Below are 23376 nucleotides of genomic sequence, written 5' to 3' on the forward strand. Positions count from 1 at the left end.
AAAGTGTCGTTCGGGTCATCATCCAGTCGATGCTTTCAGCCAAGGCATCGCTCTCTTTGCTGGTGGGTTGACCGTACTCTTCTTTATCATAGGTGTTTGACTATATGCTTCATGATGCCGAATCAAGCCGGCATCTGTCAAGCGTTTTTTTCGAGCATGAGTGTGACCGGTCCGTCATTGACGAGTGCGACGTCCATCATCGCACCGAAGCGTCCCGTCTCGACGACGAGCCCGTTCGACCGGAGTCGCTCATTGAATTTTTCATAGAGCGTCTCGGCCATGTCCGGTTTTGCGGCCTTTGTGAAAGCAGGTCGCCGTCCTTTCATCGTATCTCCATACAATGTGAATTGTGAGACCGACAAGATTTGACCGGACACATCTTGAATCGATAAGTTCATCTTTTCTTGATCGTCCTCGAAGACGCGGAGCCCGGTCACCTTGTCGGCGAGCCAGTTCACTTCCTCTTCTGTATCTTCATGTGTCACACCGACGAGAAGCAAGTACCCGGCGTTGATTGCCCCGACGACTTCTTCCTCGACTGTGACCGATGCTTCTTTCACTCGTTGCAATAATACACGCACGTTCCTCTTCCTTTCGTCACGTCATCATGACTCGGCTGACCGAATACACGTCTGAGATTTGTTTGATGCGCTCGACGACTTTCTGCAAGTGATTCACGTTCGGAATCGAAATCGTCATCGAGATGCGGGCTTGTTTGTTTTGGTCGCCCCGACCACTGACGGCCACGATATTCGTATTCGTCGCCGATACCGCTTGAAGGACGTCGTTCAAGAGACCTGAACGATCATATCCCGTGATCTCGATATCGACGTTATAGTTCTTCTCTTTCGCCTGTCCGACTTCCCATTCGACGTCAAGGAGACGCTCCGGGTGTTGTTCATTGACGATGTTCAAGCAGTCTTTCCGGTGAATCGAGACGCCGCGTCCACGGGTAATGTATCCGACGATTTCATCTCCTGGGACCGGGTTACAGCAACGGCTCATACGGACGAGCATGTTGTCGATCCCTTTGACCGTTACGCCCGCTTCCGTCGTTTTCTTCTTCGGTGCCTGACTGACTTTTAGTTCGCTGATCGCTTCAGAAAGTTCGAGTTTCGGCTCTTTCCGCTGTTTCTCCGTCAATTTATGTGCGACTTGGGCGGCCGTGATGCCTTGGTAACCGACAGCGGCATACATCTCTTCCTCGTTCCCGAAGTTGAACTTCTCGACGACGATACTGAGTGCCGGCTCATCGATCACTTCTTTCGGTTCAAAACCGAGTTTTTTGATTTCTGCCTCGACGAGATCTTTCCCTTTCTCGACGTTCTCTTCACGCTGTTGACGTTTGAACCATTGACGAATCTTGTTCTTCGCCTGACTCGAAACCGCGAGTTTCAACCAGTCCTTGCTCGGTCCATAACTGTGCTTCGATGTGATGATCTCAATGATGTCACCCGTCTCGAGTTTATAGTCGAGCGGCACCATCCGACCGTTCACTTTCGCACCCGTCATTCGATGACCGATTTCCGTATGGATCCGGTAGGCGTAGTCGATCGGGACAGAGCCTTTCGGCAATTCGAATACGTCCCCTTTCGGTGTGAAGACGTAGAGCATATCGCTAAAGAAGTCGACTTTGAGCGATTCCATGAATTCCTCAGCATCGGTCGTATCTTTTTGCAATTCAAGAATCTCACGCAGGTGCGCAATCTTCTCATCGAACCCGTTCGTCGAGACGTTCTTCCCTTCTTTATACGCCCAGTGTGCCGCAATCCCGAACTCGGCGATAAAATGCATGTCTTTCGTCCGAATCTGAACTTCGAGCGGCTCACCTTTCGGCCCGATCACGGTCGTATGGAGCGACTGATACATGTTCGGCTTCGGCATGGCGATATAATCTTTGAAGCGTCCTGGCATCGGCTTATATTGCGTGTGGATGATCCCAAGTACCGCATAACAATCGCGGATCGAGTCGACGATAATCCGAACCGCCATCAAGTCATAAATTTCATTGAATTCTTTTTTATGCTTCACCATCTTATTGTAGATGGAATAGATATGTTTCGGTCGGCCGTTTACATCGGCATCGATATGCACTTCTTCAAGAACTCCGTTCACTTCCGTGATGACAGAAGTGACGAGTGCTTCTCGTTCCGTCCGTTTTTGTTTCATCATCGAGACGATTTTATAATATTGTTGCGGGTTGATATAACGTAACGAAATATCCTCGAGCTCCCACTTAATCGTCGAGATCCCCATCCGGTGTGCGAGCGGGGCAAAGATCTCTAGCGTCTCTTCGGCCTTTTGGACTTGCTTTTCTTTCGGCATATGCTGAAGTGTCCGCATGTTGTGAAGACGGTCCGCGAGTTTGATCAAGATGACGCGCACGTCTTCCGCCATCGCGATAATCATCTTCCGATGGTTCTCGGCGAGTTCTTCTTTTTTCGACTTGTATTTAATCTTACCAAGTTTCGTGACGCCATCGACGAGCATGGCCACGTCCGGACCAAAGTCGTCCGTCAATTGCTGTAACGAAATGTCCGTATCTTCGACAACATCATGTAAAAGCGCTCCGATAATCGTCGTGGCATCTAAGCCGATATCAACGAGAATACCGGCCACTTGGACCGGATGGAGGATATAGGGCTCGCCCGAACGTCGGAACTGACCGGTATGATGAAGTTTTGCGTATTCGTAAGCGCGTTTCACTTCGGCTATATCGTCGTCACCCATATACTCCCCGAGCGCGTCGAGAAGATCCTCAATACTTACGATTTGTTTTTTGGTCATAACATTCGACACCCTTTTTCTTACCGCTCCTATCGACTCAGATTCGTCGCAGCATGGTAGTAGTTTATATACAAGATTCTCTAATTTTTATAACCATTATCGAAAAAATCTGACGACCTGTCAAAGGTTGTAGGTTATTTTCCTCAAAAACTATTCAAAAACGGGAAGCATATGCTTCCCGTTTAAACATTAGTCTTCGTATCGGATGAGTGAGAAGACGTCATATCCTTCAAGACGCTCACGTCCACCGAGTCCGTCGAGTTCAATCAAGAACCCGATTCCTGCCACAACTCCACCGAGTTGTTCAATCATTTTGATTGTCGCTTCAATTGTACCACCTGTTGCGAGCAAGTCGTCGAGGATGACTACTTGTTGTCCAGGTTGGATTGAATCTTTGTGCATCGTTAAGATGTCTGTTCCGTACTCGAGACCGTATGATACACGTACAGTCTCACGTGGTAACTTTCCTTCTTTACGTACAGGTACGAACCCGAGTTCAAGTGCATAGGCTGCCGGGCAACCGACGACAAATCCGCGCGCTTCCGGTCCAGCAATCAACTCTGCTCCACGTTCACGTGCATAAGCGACGAGCTCATCTACCGATTTCTTGTAGACTTCGCCATTTTGCATGAGTGACGTGATGTCTTTGAAGCTGATTCCTTCCTTCGGGTAATCCGCTACTTCTTTAATATGATGTTTGAAATCCATTTTATGTGTATGCCTCCTGCATCTTGTTCGATCGCAACGATTGTAACCGCTCTTTGAGCTCCGCCAATGACGCGTATACGAAACGCTCTTCGAGTTGTTGGCGCCCAATCCGGCGTTGATAGCACGGCGCCTCGGTCAAATCGCGTTTCGGTGCTTCTGGATTGACTCCAGGCAGTCCGTCTTCCATTGTAACAAGAAATTCGAGTTCAGAGAATACTTGATGCATAAATTGAATCGTATTTTTTGACCATTTTCGCTCTTTTGACAGACGAATCAGGTTTTCACGTAGATTTTTCCGTTCGCATGTCGCCATGTGTATATAATACGTTCGGAAATCCTCGCGTGATGGTAGACGCTCAAAGAACGAGTCTCCTTGACCGAACGCGCAATAAATTCGCTCGACGCCTTCATGGAGTTTTTCTGCAAGAACGTCTTCATCGTCAGGCAAATCGAGCAGGACGACGAAACGATTGAGCGGTTCGTCTCCTTCATGGAGCGGGTAGTCTTCCGTTGTTCCCTGGAACGACAAGAACGACGTATGTTCTTTCGGTAAGTCTTTCAGCTCTTGTACCGATTTTTTCTTCCCGCGATAGTCGAACACTTGGAAGTCATCGACGCGTAAGTCTTGAATCATGAGCTGCGGTTTTCGCATCCCGTTCCATTCATTCACTTGAAGACTGCCCATCACGGAGATGTGGGCCATCTGCGAGATTTCCGAGACGACATGCCCGAACCCGAAGCCGATGCCGTCGAGCTCACGCTTGTCTCCGGCGAGCTGCACTTTCAAATGTGTCGCATCGCGTCCGATTTGACGAATGTCACGAAGTTTCGCATCTGCGACGACGACGCGTGGAGACGGGTTGCCCATGCCGAACGGCGCCAGTTTCGCAATCTCTGAAATCAAATCGAGCGAGACGTCATTGACCGTCAGCTTTAAATCGACGTTGACCCGTGGCACGAATACGTCATCTGGAATTATTTCCGCTTGGCGATTCAGTCGTTCACGCAATTCGGCGACGTTCTCGGACTGAAGCGTCATCCCGGCAGCGGCCGGATGCCCCCCGAAGTGCGGCAAGATGTCTTCATTTTTCGAGAGTTCTTTAAATAAGTCAAACCCGTCAATCGAGCGACCCGAACCTTTCGCCTTGCCCGTCTCCGGGTCGTGGCAAAGGAGAATGACCGGACGATAGTACGCCTCGACGAGACGAGAGGCGACGATCCCGACGACACCCGGGTTCCACTTCTCACTCGCGACGACGAGCACACGGTCCTCTGTCATCGATGCTTCGACGAGTTCTTTCGCTTCAGCCGTAATCGTTTTGACGATATCTTGACGTTCTTTATTTTGCTTATCGAGCTGTTTCGCAAGTTCAAGCGCTTCTTCAACGTGTTCGGCAAGGAGCATTTGAAGCGCCGGCATCGCTGAATCGAGACGGCCCGCCGCATTGATCCGTGGACCGAACGCGAAACCGACCGATTCTTCGTTCAACACGCTATCACCGAGACCACACACTTCACGTAGTGCTAAAATACCTGGTCGTTTCGAAGCTTCGAGTGCCGCAATCCCTTTTTTCGCGAGCAATCGGTTCTCACCGTCGAGTGGGACGAGGTCGGCGATCGTTCCGAGTACTGCCAAATCAAGCAGTTCTTCTGGCATTCTTCCTAAAACGGCATGTGCCACTTTGAGGGCGACACCTGCACCGGCGAGTTTATCGTATGGATATCTCGGGTCGATGTGTGGGTGGATAATGGCATACGCGTCCGGCAATGTCTCTTTCGGCTCGTGGTGGTCCGTGATGATCAAATCGACACCAAGGTCTTTTAACAGTGTCGCTTCTTCAATCCCTGAGATTCCACAGTCCACGGTGATCACCAAGGTGAACCCTTCGTTCGCTGCCCATTGGAACGCTTCCTTGTTCGGTCCATACCCTTCCGTGAAACGGTTTGGGATATAGCACTCGGCCATGACACCAATCTCGGTCAAGGCGTGCCACATGACCGAAGAGGCACTGACACCATCGACATCGTAGTCACCATAGATGAGCACCATTTCACCCTCGTCCGCTGCCTGCTTGATCCGGGATACGACTTTTTCCATCTGTTCAAACAAATACGGGTCATGAAAGACGAGTTCTTCCTCGGCATACAAAAATGCCTTGGCCGCTTCTACATCCTGATGTCCACGCTGAACGAGCAACGTCGCGAGTTGTGCTGATATATTTAATTCGTTTTGTAAACGTGTGACGTCGTCCGGGTTCGTTTCCGGATAGAGCCACTGTTTCTTCGAATGGTACATGTCCTTCACTCCAATCAATTGTAGATTATAGCAGACCACGTGAAAGATGTGCCGTCTTGACATTTAAAAAGGTCTCCCGTTTAAAGGGAGACCCACTCATTACGCCTCTGTGACCGGCGTATCTTTTTTCTTGTTGATGGTCGTGCGTTTAATAAGGAGCCACAAATACGATGCAATGAAGATCGAAGAATACATCCCCATGAGGAGTCCAACGATGAGCGCGAGCGAGAAGCTTTGAATTGATTCTGCACCGAACGCATACAAGGCTATGGCTGTAACGAGTACTGTGATGACCGTATTCACGGACCGAACGATTGTCTCTTGAATCGACTTGTTGATGATCGACTCATAGACGTCCATCGACTTGATTTTTCGTTCTTTCTCATACGATGTGATATTCTCGCGGACCCGGTCGAACGTAACAATCGTATCGTTGACGGAATAACCGATAATCGTCAGGATCGCTGCGATGAAGTACAAGTTGACCTCAATATCAAAGAGTGAAAATGCGACGATCATGAAGAAGGCATCGTGTAACATCGCCACCACGGTCGCAACCGCATAGGAGAACTGGAAACGGACCGTGATATACAGGATGATCCCAATCGACGCAACGGCTACCGCGTACAAAGCATTTTTCGCCAAGTCACGACCGACTTGAGCCGAGACGGTGCTGATGTTCGGGTCGTTCCCGAACTGTTCTGTGAACGCCGTCTTGACGTTCGCGACTTCCTCTTGACCCAATTGTCCAACAAACGTCACGTATGCCAAACGTCCTTCATCAGCATATTGGACGCTCGAAATCTCTTGGTTGACACCGGCATCGTTGAACGCTTGTGTGAATTCTTCTTGCGAGACACGTTCTTCTGTTAAAATCTCGACACGTGTTCCTGAAGCAAAGTCAATCCCAAGGTTCAATCCTCGGAAGAACAAGAGACCGATTCCGAGAACGACGATTGCTGTCGAAACCAAGAACATCGTGCGCATATGTTTGACGTAATTCCATTCAGTAAGCTTAAAGTTCACGGATTTCACTCTCCTTCACACCAAACCATCCTTTACGTTTGTCGAACAGACGACTTGAGACAAGGAGGTGCATCAAATAACGTGAGATGAATACGTTCGAGATGAACGTCATCCCGATTGAGATCATGAGCATGACGGCGAACCCTTTGACCGAGCTTTGTCCAAAGTAGAACAAGACCGCAGCCGAGATGAGCGTCGTCAAGTTGGCATCAATGATCGTACTGAGGGAACGACGGTTACCTGCACGGAATGCCGACAAGACCGACTTCCCAGAGCGGAGCTCATCTTTGATTCGTTCCGCCGTGATGATGTTCGCATCGACCGCCATCCCGACCCCGAGGACGAGTGCCGCAATCCCTGGGAGCGTCAAGACCGCATTGATTCCATTGAAGAACAACATGATCAAGTTAATATACAGTACAAGCGTGATGATCGACACGAGTCCAGGTAGACGATAGAAGAACAACATGAAGATGAACACGGCAATGATCCCGATTGTAGCGGCAAATACCGTTTCTTCTAATGCGTCTTGACCGAACTGAGCCGATACCGACGTCGAGTAGATTTCGTCAAGTTTGACCGGGAGCGCCCCTGCGTTCAAGATGTCCGCAAGGCGTTGACCGCTTTCCGCGTCAATTCCACCACCTGAGATGATGGCTTTATCCGATAAGATCGGACTCGTTACCGAAGCATCTGACACAATTTTCGAGTTCTCTTTTTGAACTTCTTCCTCATATGTGTCGCCCTCTTCATAGTCGAGCCAGATGACCAGACGGTTCTCAGGAGCTGGACGTTGTGCAATCTCAGATGTCACTTCGCCAAACTTGTCGGCCGATTGAAGTGTCAGCTCAACGACCGGTTGTCCTTGTTGGTTGTAGCTGAGCGCTGCCCCACGCGGCGCCAAGTCTTTCCCGTCGAGCAAGACGTTGTCATCCACGTCACGGAACGTCAATTGTGCTGTTGACGAGATGACTTCGCGCGCTTCATTTTGGTTCGATACGCCAGCGAGCTGGACACGGATTCGATTGTTCTCTTCGATTCGAACGTCCGGTTCGGAAACCCCTAGGACGTTGATTCGGTTGTTGATGGCGCGAACGGTTGCATTCATCGCCGACTCGTCGATGACGTCGCCGTCTTCGAGCGGTTGTACTTCATACAAAACTTCGAATCCACCTTTTAAGTCGAGTCCGAGGTTTGTGTTCTTGACGATCCAAGGTGTCGAGAACACAGCGAGCAGGATCGTCGCAATCATGATGATCGCGAAAATCGCAATGTTGCCTTTTTTGTACATACGACTATTTCCTTTCTAAACCACTGTTCTTGATGTAACTTCTCTCGTTAACATTACAAATTTTCTAAACATTTATCAATCATTTTCCTAAAATTGTAACGTCTATTCACGTAAATGTAGCGTTAATTTGCATATAAGACTAAATGTTGCACAAGGGCAAAACTTCATGTATGATGTAGCTAACATCACAACATCAAAGGAGTCTTTCCACATGGACAGCACAATCATTTTTGCGTTTCTCCTCACCTTGTTCGCAGGGCTTGCGACGGGAATCGGGAGTATGATCGCATTCTTTGCGAAACGAACAAACACGGCTTTCTTGTCCATCTCTCTCGGATTTTCAGGCGGTGTCATGATTTACGTATCGTTCATCGAGATTTTCCCAAAGGCACTTGAGGAACTTGTCGGTGCACACGGGGAATATACCGGAACGATTTACACCGTCCTCGCGTTCTTCGGGGGAATGTTCTTGATTGGTATGATTGATAAGTTCATCCCGAAAATGGAGAACCCGCACGAGGTCAAGTTCGTTGAATCGATGCAGAACGATCCGTCAACGCAAGAGTTGGCAACGACAGCAACAAATGAAGCGGCTCCACTCAATCATCCTGAGACACAAAGTCGTCTAAAGAAAATGGGAGTCTTCATGGCACTCGCCATCGGGATTCACAACTTCCCGGAAGGACTTGCGACGTTCATCTCGGCGCTTGATGACCCAACCGTCGGTGTGGCCATCGCCATCGCCATCGCACTGCATAACATTCCGGAAGGGATCGCCGTCTCCGTCCCGATTTATTATGCGACAGGATCACGAAAGAAGGCGTTCAAACTTTCGATGTTATCCGGTCTCGCCGAACCAGCTGGGGCTGCCATCGGATTTTTAATTCTCATGCCGTTCTTGAGCGACACGGTCTTCGGACTGTTGTTTGCAGCAGTCGGAGGGATCATGGTCTTCATTTCGCTCGACGAGTTGCTTCCTGCCGCCCGTGAGTATGGGCATGCCCATCATTCGATGTATGGAATGGTCGCCGGAATGATCGTCATGGCGACGAGTCTTATCCTATTAATGTAACGAGCAATGCCCTGACGCGAGGCGTCAGGGCATTTGTCATGTCGTCTTAAACACATGGACGACATCCTTTAATTCAGACGACATATGGCTCATCGTTTCGGCGATGCTGTTGATTTCTTGGATCGCCGCGAGTTGTTCTTCGACATTGGCCCCCGCCTCTTCGACGCTTCGTTGTGTCGAGACGGCGTTCGTGGACATATCCTCGACCGAAACGGCAACTTCTGTCGTATTGGCACTGACTTCTTCTGTCGCCGCGGCAATCTCACTCATCTGACGCGACGTCTCTTCGATGACCGATACAATCTCACGGAACGCCGAGGCGACTTCACCCATCTGTGATACCCCACTCTCGACATGCACGCTCGATTCTTCGAACGCCGACTCGACTTGCTCCGTGTCTCGCTGGATGTCACGGACGACAGTCTGAATTTGGATGGCAGATTGCTTCGACTCCTCGGCAAGCTTTCTCACTTCTGCCGCGACGACCGCGAAGCCTTTCCCATGTTCACCCGCACGTGCCGCCTCGATGGCCGCATTGAGCGCAAGCAAGTTCGTCTGTTCCGTGATGGCCGTGATCGAACGCGTAATCTTCTCAATCTCAAGCGACTGGTTCGAAAGTCGGGTCACCATCTGTTGCGTGAGCTCATTGGCTCGACGTATCTCTTGCATTCGTTGCTCTGCTAATTGAACGGTCTCAAGCCCACCGTTTGCCGCTTCAAGTGTATGAATCGTCTGTTCGTTCACTCCTTGTGACGCTGCGGCAATCTGGTTCAACCCATCGACCGCTTGATTGACGCCAATCGTCCCTTCTTCCGCTCGTTTAGACGATCCTTGGGCCGCCACATTCATGTCTTCAAACAAACGAGAGACACCTTGAGTCGTTGTCGCCACGTGTTCCGTACTCGCATACAGTTCTTCAGAATAGGCAGTGACTTTCTCGGAAGCCTCGCCAACTCGACGAATCAATCCGACGAGGTTATGTTTCATCTCGTTGAAAGCCGTGACAAGGTCTCCGAGCTCATCGTTTGAGGCGACCTCAATATCTTCGCCCGTCAAATCGCCGCTTGCCATGATTCGCGCTTGACGACCAAGTCGATTGATCGGTTTTAAGAAGAGGCGTTGCAGGGCGAGCAAGGACAAGATTCCGATTACGACACCGACGACGCTGATGACAAGCATCCAGAGGATTGAACTCTCCGCTTCGGCCTGTACAGCTTTCGTCTCGGATGCGAGGAGTTCGCCCTTGTATTCGACAAGGTCTGTCACCGTCATCCGAACACGGTCCGTTGTCGGAGTCACACTCGTGTTGAGGACCGTTTTATACCCAATCTCATCTTGTTGCTGGCGAAGTTCGATGGCGCGACTCATCTCACGGTCCAACAACTCATTAAATTTCTCCAAATCCCCCAACCAAGATAAAATCTTCTCATCTGAAGAGGATGCTTTCAGTGAAGCCATCAACTCGTCACGCTGCTCTTGGACACTTTGCAGACTGATGAGTGTTTTCGGATTGGCAACGAGCATATAGTAGTTCAAATAACGTTCTGCATCGGTCACCGCAAGCGACAGATTTTCAGCCAACAGCATCTCCTGCGTCCCCTCGCTCAACACCCGGTCATATGCAGCAGTCGATTGTCTCAGCTGATATGAACCGAGCGCTCCGACAAGGACGAGCGCGATAATTGTGGGAACTAGCGCAATCGACATTCGTCTTCTGAGAGAAGAACGCCCTTTCTGTTTTGTACCGCTCCGCTTCCATGTCCACCCTTTCCACTTCTTCATCGGTCGTACCAATCGTTTCACGTCCATGTCATCCGTTCTCCTTCATCTCGAATTTCTTCTCACTTTGACATTAATGCAAACGTTTTCATGAATCAAATCGATTTTTCGAAATGAGGTGGATGAATCACCGAATTGACATACTTTGTCAAAAAACAGTCGCTTTTCTATAAAAAAAGCGTCTGACCATAATGGTCAGACGCTTACTGGCTTATTCCTCAAATGAGGCATTCGCTTTTTTCACGACTTCCGCAACTGCGCTTCGGTTGAAACGGAGAAGCGATTGATCGCATTTCAAAACGACATGTGTGTCTTCGATTTGATGAACGACGCCGTGTAAACCGCCGATTGTGACAACGTTGTCGCCACGCTCGAGGGCGTTTTGCATCGCTTGAACTTCTTTTTGGCGTTTCGTCTGTGGACGAATCAACAAGAAGTAAAATACGACGAAAATCAAGATCATTGGTAATAACGCAACGATTGTTTCCATGAGTAACATTCACCCTTTCCTTCAATATCAGGTTCATTATACCGTGAAACTGAAGCATTGTCACACAATGTCCGACACGTTTGCTTAGAAATTCTTCGCGTTCGGCTTGTTGTAGCCGTATTCTTCGAAGAACTCTTCTTTGAAATCGAGCAAACGGTCTTCGCGAATCGCTTGACGAACCTGCTCCATCAACTTCACAAGGAAGTGAAGGTTGTGTGTCGTACATAAGTGAAGGCCGAACATCTCGTCCGCACGAATCAAATGATGGACATAGGCACGTGAGTAGTTCTTACACGTGTTGCAGTCACACTTCTCATCGATCGGGCCGAAGTCTGTCTTATACTTCGCTTGCTTGATTGTGACGCGACCTTTCGAAGTCATGAGCGTCCCGTTCCGTGCAATCCGTGTCGGGAGGACACAGTCGAACATATCGATTCCACGAATCGACCCTTCAATCAATGCATCCGGCGAACCGACACCCATCAAATAACGTGGTTTGTTTTCCGGCATGAGCGGCGTCGTGAACTCGAGGGCACGATACATGACGTCTTTCGGTTCACCGACCGAGAGACCGCCGACCGCATATCCTGGGAAATCGAGTGAGACGAGATCTTGTGCACTTTGACGACGAAGGTCCTCATATTCCCCACCTTGAATGATCCCGAAGAGCGCTTGGTCTTCTGGACGCTCGTGTGCCTCAAGGCAACGTTCTGCCCAACGGCTCGTGCGTTCGACCGACTTCTTCATGTATTCATGCGTCGCCGGATAAGGTGGGCACTCATCGAATGCCATCATGATATCCGAGCCGAGCGCGTTTTGAATCTCCATCGCCTTTTCCGGTGACAAGAACAACTTGTCGCCGTTCAAGTGGTTTCGGAAATGCACGCCTTCTTCTTGAATGTTTCGGAGGTCGGCAAGTGAGAACACTTGGAAGCCGCCTGAGTCCGTGAGAATCGCGCCGTCCCAGTTCATGAACTTATGAAGCCCGCCAGCTTGTTTGATGACCTCATGTCCCGGGCGGACCCATAGATGATACGTGTTCGACAAGATAATGTTCGCACCCATCGCCTTGACTTGTTCTGGTGCCATCGTCTTGACACTCGCTTGCGTCCCGACCGGCATAAAGACCGGTGTTTCGAACGACCCGTGCGGCGTATGGACGATTCCGTGCCGCGCTCCGGTCTGTTTACATGTGTGAATGTGTTCGTATGTGACTGCGTGTTTTGTCATTTTGTTACTTCCTTCCTCGTGATGAGCATCGCGTCTCCAAAACTGAAGAAGCGGTATCGTTCTGCGACCGCAGTCCGATAAGCGTGTAAGATGATGTCGCGCGTCGCGAATGCCGAGACGAGCATGACGAGTGTCGATTTAGGCAAGTGGAAGTTCGTGATCAATCCATCGATTGCTTTCAATTCGACACCAGGGTAGATAAAGATATCCGTCCAGCCCGATGACTCGACGAAGTCCCCATGGTCTCGCATGATTGTCTCGAGCGTGCGTGTCGATGTCGTACCGACCGCAAAGATGCGACCGCCACTCGACCGGACATCTCGGAGCGCTTCAGCCGATTGAGCTGACAACTCGAAATATTCGCTATGCATCGTATGTTCTTCAATCGAATCAGCCGTCACCGGACGGAACGTACCGAGACCGACGTGAAGCGTGAGCGGGATCAACCGAACCCCTTTCGCCTTCGCTGCCTCGAGCAGTTCTTCTGTGAAATGGAGACCTGCTGTCGGAGCGGCTGCACTGCCACGTTCCCGCGCATAGACCGTTTGATAACGATCTTGGTCATCGAGTTGTTCACGGATGTACGGTGGGAGTGGCATCGTTCCGAGTTCGTCTAAAATCTCGTAGAAGATACCGTCGTAGCCGAACTTGAAGCGACGTCCACCTTCCGGGAGTTCCTCGACGCATTCCGCGCGGAGAAGTCCGTCACCGAATTCGACGATGGAACCGACGCGAACTTTTTTCGCCGGTTTGACGAGTGCTTCCCATACGTCGTCCTCCGTCTGCTTCAACAAGAGCAACTCGACTTTCCCGCCTGTTTCTTGTTTCGCTCCGAAGAGACGAGCCGGTAAGACGCGCGAATCGTTGACGACGAGCGCATCTCCCTCGTTCAAGTAGTCGAGCACGTCACGGAAATGACGATGCTCGATGTCTCCTGTCTCACGGTCCAATACGAGCAGACGTGAGCTCGTCCGATCGAGCAACGGAACTTGCGCAATCAACTCTTCAGGCAATTCAAAATCATAATCGTTTACGTTCAATTGAATGTCTTGCATACCTTACTCCTCTTCCTCTTCATAACCAAAATGCGACTTGGCAAACTGTGTGATCATCCGTCCTCGCGGCGTCCGCTGCAAGAACCCTTGTTGTAATAAATATGGCTCGTAGACGTCTTCGATCGTCTGAGCATCCTCGCCGATGGTTGCGGCGAGCGTCTCAAGCCCGACCGGTCCCCCTCCAAATCGTTCCACCATGGCCCGAAGCAATCGGTGGTCGACTTCATCGAGTCCGAGCGCATCGACGTGTAGACGGTCGAGCGCATCGGATGCGAGCACTGGATCGATTTCTTTCGTGCCGGCTACCTGAGCGAAGTCACGGACTCGACGCAAGAGACGATTGGCGATTCGTGGTGTCCCTCGCGAGCGCTTCGCAATCGCGCCACTCGCCTCAGGTGAGATCGAAAGGCGGAACAGCTGGGCCGTCCGACTGACGATGGCCGCGAGTTCATGTGGCTCATAGTATTCAAGTTTCAATGTGACCCCGAAACGGTCCCGAAGCGGCGCCGATAACATCCCGGCCCGCGTCGTCGCCCCGACGAGTGTGAACGGTGGCAAATCGATGCGTACGCTTCGCGCCATCTCGCCTTGTCCGTAGACGATATCGAGACAGTAGTCTTCCATCGCTGGATAGAGAATCTCTTCAATCGTCCGACTCAACCGGTGAATCTCATCGATAAATAAGACGTCACCCGGCTCAAGTGTCGAGAGGATTGCTGCCAGGTCACCCGGTCGTTCAATCGCCGGTCCGGCGGTCGTCTTGATGCCGACGCCCATCTCGTTGGCGATAATTTGCGCGAGCGTCGTCTTCCCGAGTCCCGGTGGTCCATACAATAGGACGTGGTCGAGCGTCTCACTGCGAAGTTTGGCGGCCTGGATGAAGACCGACAAATTGCCTTTCGCCTTTTCCTGCCCGATATATTGCTCGAAGCGCTGCGGACGTAAGCTCCACTCTTCAGAGTCTTCATATTGCTGATGAGATTGTGACAACAATCGTTCGTCCATAGCTTCCTCCTTATTTCAATAACAGCTGTAGCGCGCGTTTTATGTACGCGTCGGTCGTCAAGATCTCCCCGCTCAATGCTTTGCGGACTTTCGCGATCTCTCGTTCAGAATATCCGAGGGCGACGAGCGCCTCACACGCCTCGTCTAGTTCTGATGCACCTTGTGCGAACAATCCTTCGTTCGGCACATAATCTGGTGCAAGTTCGGATAACTTCCCTTTCAAGTCGAGTGCCATCTGTTTGGCCGTCTTCTTCCCGACTCCCGGGAACTTCGTCAAATACTTCTCATTCTCGGTTTCAATCGCATCGATCAATGCGTCGATATCTCCAGAGGCGACGATGGCGAGTGCCCCTTTCGGTCCAATACCGCTCACGCTAAGGAGTTTATTGAAGAGCTCCCGTTCTCGGCGTGACCGGAAACCGTATAGCGTCTGTTGATCTTCACGGACGTAATGATGCGTAAACACGATTACATGTTCGTCTTGTTCACGATAAAAAAACGGGTTAGGCACATGTACTTTGTAGCCGACGCCCGAGACATCTAACGTTATATATTCCGCACACACATAGGCGACGGGTCCTTTTACGAATTCAATCACGGTGTAATCTCCTTTTCGGTCGGAAAAACTGCATTTATTGTACCATAACGAGCGATATGAAAAAAGGACAGGCGTTTGCCTGTCCTGAAGCGATTACCGTGCGAGCATACGTTCAAGTGCACGTTTCGACCACTCTGTCGTCTCAGCATCGACGCGAATGACGTTCACAGGGTCCGTCTCGAGCGACTCGAGCGCCCAGAGGAGATGTTGCAAGTCGATTCGGTTCATCGTCAGACATGGACACATGAACGGGTTCAACGAGACGATATCGAGATGCGGGTACGTCGCCGCCAATCGGTTCACGAGGTTCATCTCCGTCCCGACCGCCCATTTTGTCCCGGGTTCGCTCGCATCAATCTTGTCGATGATATATGACGTCGATCCTGCCTCGTCGGCTGCCTGCACGACATCAAACGTACATTCCGGATGGACGATGATGCGACGATCCGGTTCGCGCTCACGGAACGCTTGAATTTGCGAGACGGTAAACTTCTCATGGACAGAACAATGGCCTTTCCAAAGAATGACCCGAATCTGTTCGAGGTCTCCTTCTGCCACTAGTTCTTCGCGGAGCGGATCCCAGACGGCCATCGCCTCGAGTGGGATACCGAGGTCATACGCCGTATTCCGTCCGAGATGCTGATCAGGAAGGAACAAAATGCGCTCTCCTGCCTCTAGTGCCCAACGGACGATCTCATGCGCGTTCGACGATGTGACCGTCGCCCCGCCATGACGTCCGACAAACGCTTTGATGGCTGCCGTCGAATTGACGTATGTAATCGGGATGATGCCTTCCCCGAACTGCTCCGTCAACTCTTCCCACGCAATCTCCGTCTGGTCGATATCAGCCATGTCTGCCATGGAGCAACCGGCCCGCATATCAGGCAAGACGACAATCTGATCGTCGCGTGTCAACATATCTGCTGTCTCCGCCATGAAATGCACGCCACAGAAGACGATAAATTCCGCTTCGCTCATCTGTTCTGCGAGCCGTGCGAGCTGGAGCGAATCTCCTGTCGCGTCCGCGAATTGGACGACCTCGTCTTTTTGATAATGATGCGCAGGTAAGAAGAGACGTGTCCCGAGCCGGTCCTTGACCGTTTGAATCCGCGTCTCCATTTCCTCCACTGACAGATTAGCGTACGTCGGTGGGAGTGTTCCGAGTAGTTGCATGTTTCATTCCTCCTTGTAAATTCATACTGCAGTCGAGCGCCCGTACCGAGTGGGTCAACTGACCGAGTGAGATGACATCGATGCGAATCCCTCGATAGTCGTCAATCGAGTCGAGCGTGATGCCGCCAGACACTTCGATGGTGATATGGTCCGGAATATGCGGGACCCATTCTCGCAGTTCATCCGGCGTTCGATTATCGAGCATTACAATATCCGGATTCGCTTGAACGGCTTCTAAGAGCTGGGCTAACGATTCGACCTCGACTTCGATCGGAGTCGTATGACCGACTCTCGAACGTGCGGCGTGAATGGCTTCTGTCACACCGCCGAGTGCGACGATATGGTTGTCTTTGATCATGACGGCATCGTCGAGGCGGAGTCGATGGTTGTAGCCGCCACCGACACGAACGGCGTACTTCTCAAGCATGCGGAGTCCTGGTGTCGTTTTCCGCGTATCCGTGACGTGAATCGAGTCGTCATCGAGCGCATCGACACATTGACGTGTCATCGTCGCAATCCCGCTCACACGCTGAATCACATTCAATAGGACGCGTTCCGTCTCTAATAGGACACGGGTCTTCCCTTTCAAGATGATCAGTTCATCGCCTGGTTCAATCCGCTTCCCGTCATCTTGGCAATCCACCAATTCGAGTTGCTGCATCTTAGCGAGCTCTTGGACGATCGGCTTCCCGCAGAAGACGCCTTGCTCTTTTGCGATGATGGTCGCGATTGACTCGTCGTGTTCATCAATCAATTCACTCGATAGATCGCCATATCCGATATCCTCAATCAGAAACTGTCGTAGCTGTTCGCGTAGATAAATCGTGTTCATCGTACCTCTCCATTTCGAGGATGCTTTGCGCGATGAGGCGCGCCGCATCAAGTTGTAAAGTTTGTTCACTTAATTGTCTTGTCACGTGTTTCGTCATGGTCAACGTTTGGGTATTTTGTAAGAAACATTTTATTTCGTCGTGATTCGGTGAAATCGTCAACCACTTGCCGATTTGATGACGGAGCGAACGGAACGTGTCAGGTGAGATGTCATACGCCATCACATCACTCGTCGCAAAGCCTCTTTCCTTCACTCGAATCGCCTCAGCGACACGTTTTCCGAACACCCAGCATTCCAAGAGTGAATTTGAGGCCAGTCGATTCGTCCCGTGTACACCTGCTTCCGCCACTTCTCCGACGGCATACAATCCGTCGACGTCCGTTCGACCCGCGTCATCCACTTCGATTCCGCCCATATGAAAATGGAGCCCTGGGCGAACGGGGATTTGGCGAAGGTCGATGCCTAACTTGTCACACGTCGTTGCGAGTTTCGGGAACCGCTCACGTAGTCGCGTCACACTAGTCGTATCAAGAAAGACGGGTCCAACTCGGTCTGTTAAGACACGGGCCACCACGTCTCGAGGGGCGAGACTCCCAAGCGGGTGATGCGCCATCACATCGTTTCCGTATGGATCGACGAGCTTCGCACCGGCACCACGGAGCGCTTCGGTGACGAGATGAGGTTCCTCTGCGGCCAATAAGGTCGGGTGAAATTGGATCCGTTGTAAGTTCGTCAGTTTGGCCCCGCATCGATTTGCCAAGACGAGACCATCACCGGTCACCGTCTGAGCGTTCGAAGTCCAATCGACAAGTCCACCGATTCCACCGGTCGCGAGAACGACGGCACCTGCCTCGATGTGTAGCCATTTTTCTTTCTGAAACGCCATCGCACCGATAACTCGTCCTTCCTTCATCACAAGGTCATGGACGAGGACGTGTTCGAGTATGTTCACGTTGTCCGGTAAAGACTGACGCAAGTGCCGCATGACATGTCGACCGGTCTCGTCGCCCCCGGCATGAAAGATGCGATGCAACCGATGAGCCCCTTCCCGCCCGAGGGCATACCCGTCCTCGTCACGATCGAAGTGGACACCGAACCGTTCCATCTCTTCAATCGCTCGACGTCCTTCTTCCACGAGAATGTCGACGCGTTCCGAACACGATGTCTGATTCGAAGCAAGCATCGTGTCTTCTTTATGTGCCTCACTCGTCTCCTCGAGATACGAGCTCGCAATCCCTCCTTGTGCCAAATCGGAGTTCGTCGACGTCGCCTCCCCTTTGGAAACGAGGAGGACAGACAATGAGGATGGCACATGTAGCGCCGTCGCGACGGCGGCAAGTCCCGTTCCAATAATCAAAATGTCGGTTTTCTCTATATGTAAAGACACCTGTATATCACCTGTTTTTCATATGTAATGTTGACTTGTAAACTAGTTTCGCATAATTTTGTGTAGAAGACAACATGAGAAAAGGGGAGTCCATGATGAACCGCTACTTCGACTACGCCGCTACACATCCTATGACACACGCAGCATTAGACCATTACGTGGCTATGGCCAAAAACGTTTATGGAAACCCATCATCACTCCACGCGCACGGATATATGGCTGAAGATTATTTGACAGAGGCACGGCGCTTACTTAAACAAGCACTCGGACTCGACGTCTTACGTGGGAAATTATTGTTTACCGGAAGTGGTTCTGAAAGTAACTACATCGCACTGACGAGCTTACGGAAGCGCATGAAAGGCAAAGAAGTGATCACGTCCTGGCATGAACATGATTCGGTCGCCCTTTTGCTTGAAGAATGGGAACGCGAAGGGGTCATCGTCCATCGTTTGAAACTGAAAGACGGAAAGTTTGATTTAGAGACGTTCACACACTTACTCGACCGTGATATCGGACTCGTCACACTCCAACACGTCAATTCCGACACAGGATGGGTGTTGCCGCTCCATCACATCCAATGTCTCCTAAAATATAAAAAGATTCTCTTTCACGTGGATGGGGTACAGGCACTGGGGAAAATCCCGATTTCTGTGGAAGGAATCGACGCCTACTCGTTCAGCGCCCATAAGGTCGGTGGACCAAAAGGGATTGGCGCCCTCTATATGGAACGCTTGATTCCCCCACCTTACTACCCGGGTCATCACCAATACGGGATTCGTCCGGGTACGATCGACGTTCCAGGAATCAGCGCCTTCGTCAAAGCGCTCGGGGAACGTCAGGATCAACTGACACGTTTTCAGAGAAATTTCATGGCGTTTCGTGCTATCTTGAAAGAGAAGACGTCAGCGTATGTCCATTGGCTCGAGTTTGACGAACAAAGTCCCGCTATCTTTTCCTTCGTATCCCATCAACGCGACGGACAATGGTGGATGACCGAGCTCGACGATCTCGGGTTCCAAGTATCCGCCGGGTCAGCATGTCGCGCCGGTCAGAACGGACCGAACCGCATGCTCGAAGCACTCGGATATGAGACGAGCGCCTGCCACGGACTCGTCCGCATTTCCTTCGGCGCGCAAACGACCGTCGAAGACACATCGGCCCTCGCCGATGCCATCGTCACTTTAGCAAGGAGAGTCGAACATCATGAACAAACGTTTAGCCGGTGAAGAACGCCGTCGCACTTTACTTCAACTGATCGAATCGAGCAATGAACCGATCACTGGATCTGAACTGGCAAGGCACGTATCCGTCAGTCGCCAGGTCATCGTCCAAGATTTGTCGCTCTTAAAAGCGAAAGGTCACCAAATCGTCGCCACCGCGCGCGGTTACGTTTATTTGCACGGCGACTTCACCCCGTCTACTTATTCAAAAAAGGTGGCTTGCCGCCATACGGCAGAAGAGATGGAGGCAGAGATGAACGCCATCGTCGATGAAGGGGTCACCATCAAAGATGTCATCATCGACCACCCCGTTTACGGATCCATCACGGGACAGCTCATGGTGAAGAGTCGACGTGACGTCCGCGCCTTCCTCGAACGGGTCAAGGCACACGGGGCCTCACCGCTCTCGCAATTGACCGGAGGATTACATGTCCATACACTTGAAGCCGATCATCAGGAAGCGATTGATGCCGCGGTGAAAGAGCTTGACCGGCTCGGTATTCTCGTATCCGAATTAGATTGAAGAGATGTCACGAATATGTGACATCTCTTCTTTTTCTTTTCAGTCATGTCCGTTATACTGATGGATGGAACAAGTTTCCTGCAATCACTTTGAAAGGAGATCTCGTCATGAACGTCCTCGAGCACATGCTTGCCGTATGTGGTGTTTTCAGCATTCCTCTCGGCATCTTCATCCAATTCATCCCGAACGAACTCGTTCTCGCATATGGCGGCTTTCTCGTCGATTCGCATGACGCGTCTTTCTTCCTGATGTTCCTACTGGCGTGGGTTTCCTTCACGCTCAGTCAGATCGGTCTGTACTGGATTGGTCGATATGGTGGGCGTCCCGTCGCCTTGAAGCTGTATCGTTATTTCCGGATTCGGCAAGACAAGCAACTGCGGGCCGAGCGCTGGTTTGAGAAATACGGGGCATGGATCGTCTGTCTCAGCCTGTTCTGGCGCCAGCTGTTCGCGGTCAGTGCCGGCGTGATGCGCCTGTCGTTCCGAAAGTTCTTGTCGGTGACGACCGTCATTTTTGCCGTCTGGTCATTCATCTTCATTCATGTCGGGATGATGCTCGGCAACAACTGGCGGATGATTGGCCACTTCATGGACGACATCCTGCCCTTCCTGGCGCTCGCCATCGGAATTTTTCTCGTCGTCCGTCATCTTCGTCAGCAACCAAAACATGTGAAAGAATCAGCGTAACGAACGCTGATTCTTTTTTTGTCGGAAAGGGAAACGCTATCATCTGTCGAATAAGAACCATGTAAGCGAATCGCGGTCACACAAACAGGACACCGCACAACGAAAAAGGAGGAATCACCATGTTCCATCGCCGTAAAACGTATACGATTCGACCTGAACGCCTGCAAGAATTCACCGACTTCTTCCATACATACATCTATCCGATTCAAGCGTCCCATGGCGCCCGACTCGTCGGACGCTGGGTGACCGAAGACAAGTCGGAGGTCATGGCACTATGGGAATACCGGGACCGTGAACACTATGAACAAGTCGAGCGGGACTACCGCGGTAGCATGTTACGACGGGACGCCATGAAGCAGCGCGCCCGCCTCGGAAAAGACCTGTATATCAAGTCGAGCGAAGAGTTCATGATGCCGACCGGTCACTATACGCCACCGCGTGCAATCGTCTGTGTGACAGCGTATATCACGAATGAAGCAGGTGAGGTCCTCCTCGTCAAAAACATGCACCGAAACGACTCCTTCGAGATGCCGGGCGGACAGGTGGAAGAGCACGAGTCGCTCGTCGACGCCATCCACCGTGAAGTGGACGAAGAGACAGGCGTGAAAATCGAGGTCGAAGGCATCACGGGAATTTATCAAAACGTGTCGTCCCGCGTCCTCTGCGTCACGTTCCGTGCAAAATATGTATCCGGGGACCTCAGACCACAAGCCGGGGAAACACAGGAAGTCGGATTCTACAAAGTCGATTCGCGTAACGTCGGTGACTATATCAAACGGGAGCACTTCCAGATGCGCTTCCTCGATGCGATCGACCCTGTATATATGCCATACGCCATCTACAAAGTACGTCCATACGAATTGATTGAGCGCATCGAGCGCCAATCGGTGTAACGCAAAAAGGGATGATCCGCTACGCGCGAATCATCCCTTTTCTTTATGCTTCTTCTTGTAGATCTTCTTGCTGTGATTGTCCAGTCTCCACTAACAGTTTCCGGACACGGCGTTTTTCCACGTGGAGAACGGTGAACGTCATGTCTTGATACGTGACTTGTGCACCTTTCTCCGGAATGTCGCCGAGTAATTCAACGAACCAACCGCCCATCGTGTTGGAATCGACGTCTGGTTCCGCAATCCCCATCTCTTCGGCGAATTCATCGACGTTCATGTCAGCCATACACTCGTAGACCCCTTCACGGAGACGTCGGAGATAGACGACAGATTCGTCGTGCTCATCCCAGATGTCGCCGACGAGTTCTTCAAGCATGTCTTCTAACGTGATGAGACCCGCCGTGCCCCCGAATTCATCGAGGACGACAGCCATGTGAGATTGTTTCTGTTGGAGAATCGGAAGTAGTTCAATCAATTTCGTCTGTGGTGACACGTATGTGAGCGGTCGGATGAGCGAACGGACATCCGTCACTTCATCCTTCATCATCGAACGTAAGAAGTCACGTTCTGACAAGACACCGATGACGTTGTCAATCGAGTCTTTGTAGACCGGCAAACGTGAATGTCCTCCACTGAAAATCGTGTCTTTGATTTCATCGAGCGAATCGTCGATGTCGACAGCCAAAATATCGATTCGCGGCGTCAAGACGTCATCGACGGTAATATCGTTGAAGGCGAAGGCGCTATGGACGAGCTCAGCTTCCGTCTCACCAAGCACACCTTCCTCTTCTCCCATATCGACGAGCACTTTCAACTCTTCTTCCGTGACGGACGGTTCCTTGTCTTTCATCCCGATCATCCGAAGCGTCAACTTCTTCAACCCAGTGAAAATCATCGTCACCGGTTTGAGGACTTTGACGAGGAACACGAGAATCCCGCTGATGAGAAGCGAATACTTCTCCGCAAACTCTTTGGCGAGCGACTTCGGTAAAATCTCACCGAAGATCAAAATGATGACAGTCGTCGCGAACGTCGACACGAGAAGACCCGTACCGCCACTAAAAATCGACGTGGCGATGGCGGTCGATACCGTCGCCGAACCGATGTTGACAATGTTGTTCCCGACGAGGATCGTCGAGAGCGTATCGTCAAAGCGGTCGACGAGACTGAGGACGCGTTTTGCGGCTTTGTCGCCGTCTTCTGCCATCCGAATCATCCGAACACGGTTTACACTCGAAAGCGCCGTTTCTGCTGATGAGAAAAACGCTGACAACATGACGAGAACTACATATAGAATTAAACTTGACGAGGGCACAGGGTCCACGTTA

Annotated in this window: 19 protein-coding genes, 1 pseudogene and 1 other annotated feature (1 of these 21 only partly in view); of the genes and pseudogenes, 5 read left to right on the top strand and 15 right to left on the bottom strand. The window is 51.1% G+C overall.

Features of this window, described 5'->3' with window-relative positions; genetic code table 11:
* Window positions 1–99 (bottom strand) — a binding site (T-box leader); it reaches 136 nt to the left of the window's first position.
* A gap of 38 nt (window positions 100–137) precedes the next feature.
* The 5 genes and pseudogenes from dtd to secD form a co-directional block, all read right to left on the bottom strand.
* Window positions 138–581 (bottom strand): D-aminoacyl-tRNA deacylase, encoded by a 444-nt coding sequence (gene dtd, locus KNP62_RS08745; protein ID WP_031421442.1) that lies wholly within the window; start codon window positions 579–581, stop codon window positions 138–140.
* 16 nt (window positions 582–597) lie between these two features.
* The gene (locus tag KNP62_RS08750) at window positions 598–2787 is read right to left on the bottom strand and encodes a RelA/SpoT family protein (RefSeq protein ID WP_074035181.1); all 2190 of its coding nucleotides are present in this window, start codon (window positions 2785–2787) and stop codon (window positions 598–600) included.
* A gap of 189 nt (window positions 2788–2976) precedes the next feature.
* Window positions 2977–3495 carry an adenine phosphoribosyltransferase gene (locus tag KNP62_RS08755; protein ID WP_074035183.1) on the bottom strand — a complete coding sequence of 173 codons (519 nt, stop codon included), beginning with the start codon at window positions 3493–3495 and terminating at the stop codon, window positions 2977–2979.
* Between the two features lies 1 nt (window position 3496).
* Window positions 3497–5791, bottom strand: coding sequence for a single-stranded-DNA-specific exonuclease RecJ (recJ, locus tag KNP62_RS08760; protein WP_214785260.1), 2295 nt, complete (start codon window positions 5789–5791; stop codon window positions 3497–3499).
* A 99-nt stretch (window positions 5792–5890) separates the two neighbouring features.
* A pseudogene (secD, locus tag KNP62_RS15740) lies at window positions 5891–8108 on the bottom strand (protein translocase subunit SecD).
* A gap of 211 nt (window positions 8109–8319) precedes the next feature.
* Here secD and zupT point away from each other — a divergent pair.
* Window positions 8320–9180 (top strand): zinc transporter ZupT, encoded by an 861-nt coding sequence (zupT, locus tag KNP62_RS08775; protein WP_214785262.1) that lies wholly within the window; start codon window positions 8320–8322, stop codon window positions 9178–9180.
* Window positions 9181–9216: 36 nt separating this feature from the next.
* Here the strand turns inward: zupT and KNP62_RS08780 are convergent, their stop codons facing one another.
* The 9 genes from KNP62_RS08780 to KNP62_RS08820 form a co-directional block, all read right to left on the bottom strand.
* Window positions 9217–10989: a methyl-accepting chemotaxis protein gene (locus KNP62_RS08780; RefSeq protein ID WP_214785263.1), complete on the bottom strand. Its 1773-nt coding sequence runs from the start codon at window positions 10987–10989 to the stop codon at window positions 9217–9219.
* Window positions 10990–11170: 181 nt separating this feature from the next.
* A complete protein-coding gene (yajC, locus tag KNP62_RS08785; RefSeq protein WP_211781462.1) occupies window positions 11171–11449 on the bottom strand; it encodes a preprotein translocase subunit YajC in 279 nt (92 codons plus the stop codon).
* A gap of 84 nt (window positions 11450–11533) precedes the next feature.
* A complete protein-coding gene (tgt, locus tag KNP62_RS08790) occupies window positions 11534–12679 on the bottom strand; it encodes a tRNA guanosine(34) transglycosylase Tgt (protein ID WP_015881169.1) in 1146 nt (381 codons plus the stop codon).
* A complete protein-coding gene (gene queA / locus KNP62_RS08795) occupies window positions 12676–13719 on the bottom strand; it encodes a tRNA preQ1(34) S-adenosylmethionine ribosyltransferase-isomerase QueA (protein WP_214785422.1) in 1044 nt (347 codons plus the stop codon). Before queA ends, tgt begins: the two co-directional genes overlap by 4 nt.
* Window positions 13720–13737: 18 nt before the next feature.
* Window positions 13738–14739, bottom strand: a complete 1002-nt coding sequence (ruvB, locus tag KNP62_RS08800; protein ID WP_214695364.1) for a Holliday junction branch migration DNA helicase RuvB — start codon at window positions 14737–14739, stop codon at window positions 13738–13740.
* Between the two features lie 10 nt (window positions 14740–14749).
* Complete coding sequence (gene ruvA, locus KNP62_RS08805; protein ID WP_015881166.1) at window positions 14750–15337, bottom strand: Holliday junction branch migration protein RuvA; 588 nt, start codon at window positions 15335–15337, stop codon at window positions 14750–14752.
* 93 nt (window positions 15338–15430) lie between these two features.
* The gene (gene nadA, locus KNP62_RS08810; RefSeq protein WP_214785264.1) at window positions 15431–16510 is read right to left on the bottom strand and encodes a quinolinate synthase NadA; all 1080 of its coding nucleotides are present in this window, start codon (window positions 16508–16510) and stop codon (window positions 15431–15433) included.
* On the bottom strand, window positions 16473–17342 hold the full coding sequence (nadC, locus tag KNP62_RS08815) for a carboxylating nicotinate-nucleotide diphosphorylase (protein WP_214785265.1): 870 nt from the start codon (window positions 17340–17342) through the stop codon (window positions 16473–16475). Before nadC ends, nadA begins: the two co-directional genes overlap by 38 nt.
* Window positions 17296–18729 carry an L-aspartate oxidase gene (locus KNP62_RS08820; protein WP_214785266.1) on the bottom strand — a complete coding sequence of 478 codons (1434 nt, stop codon included), beginning with the start codon at window positions 18727–18729 and terminating at the stop codon, window positions 17296–17298. Before KNP62_RS08820 ends, nadC begins: the two co-directional genes overlap by 47 nt.
* 95 nt (window positions 18730–18824) lie before the next feature.
* Between KNP62_RS08820 and KNP62_RS08825 the strand changes: the two genes are divergently transcribed.
* The 4 genes from KNP62_RS08825 (at window position 18825) to KNP62_RS08840 (ending at window position 22051) form a co-directional block, all read left to right on the top strand.
* On the top strand, window positions 18825–19955 hold the full coding sequence (locus KNP62_RS08825; RefSeq protein WP_214695356.1) for a cysteine desulfurase family protein: 1131 nt from the start codon (window positions 18825–18827) through the stop codon (window positions 19953–19955).
* Window positions 19933–20472 (top strand): transcription repressor NadR, encoded by a 540-nt coding sequence (locus KNP62_RS08830; RefSeq protein ID WP_214695354.1) that lies wholly within the window; start codon window positions 19933–19935, stop codon window positions 20470–20472. The genes KNP62_RS08825 and KNP62_RS08830 overlap by 23 nt, the downstream gene beginning before the upstream one ends.
* Window positions 20473–20579: 107 nt before the next feature.
* Window positions 20580–21158, top strand: a complete 579-nt coding sequence (locus KNP62_RS08835; RefSeq protein ID WP_214785267.1) for a DedA family protein — start codon at window positions 20580–20582, stop codon at window positions 21156–21158.
* A gap of 119 nt (window positions 21159–21277) precedes the next feature.
* The gene (locus KNP62_RS08840) at window positions 21278–22051 is read left to right on the top strand and encodes an NUDIX domain-containing protein (protein WP_214785268.1); all 774 of its coding nucleotides are present in this window, start codon (window positions 21278–21280) and stop codon (window positions 22049–22051) included.
* A gap of 43 nt (window positions 22052–22094) precedes the next feature.
* Here KNP62_RS08840 and KNP62_RS15745 read toward each other — a convergent pair whose 3' ends face one another.
* On the bottom strand, window positions 22095–23372 hold the full coding sequence (locus tag KNP62_RS15745; protein ID WP_214785269.1) for a hemolysin family protein: 1278 nt from the start codon (window positions 23370–23372) through the stop codon (window positions 22095–22097).
* Between the last annotated feature and the right edge of the window lie 4 nt (window positions 23373–23376).

The organism is Exiguobacterium sp. s183, from assembly GCF_018617655.1.
Taxonomy (GTDB): Bacteria; Bacillota; Bacilli; order Exiguobacteriales; family Exiguobacteriaceae; genus Exiguobacterium; species Exiguobacterium aestuarii_A.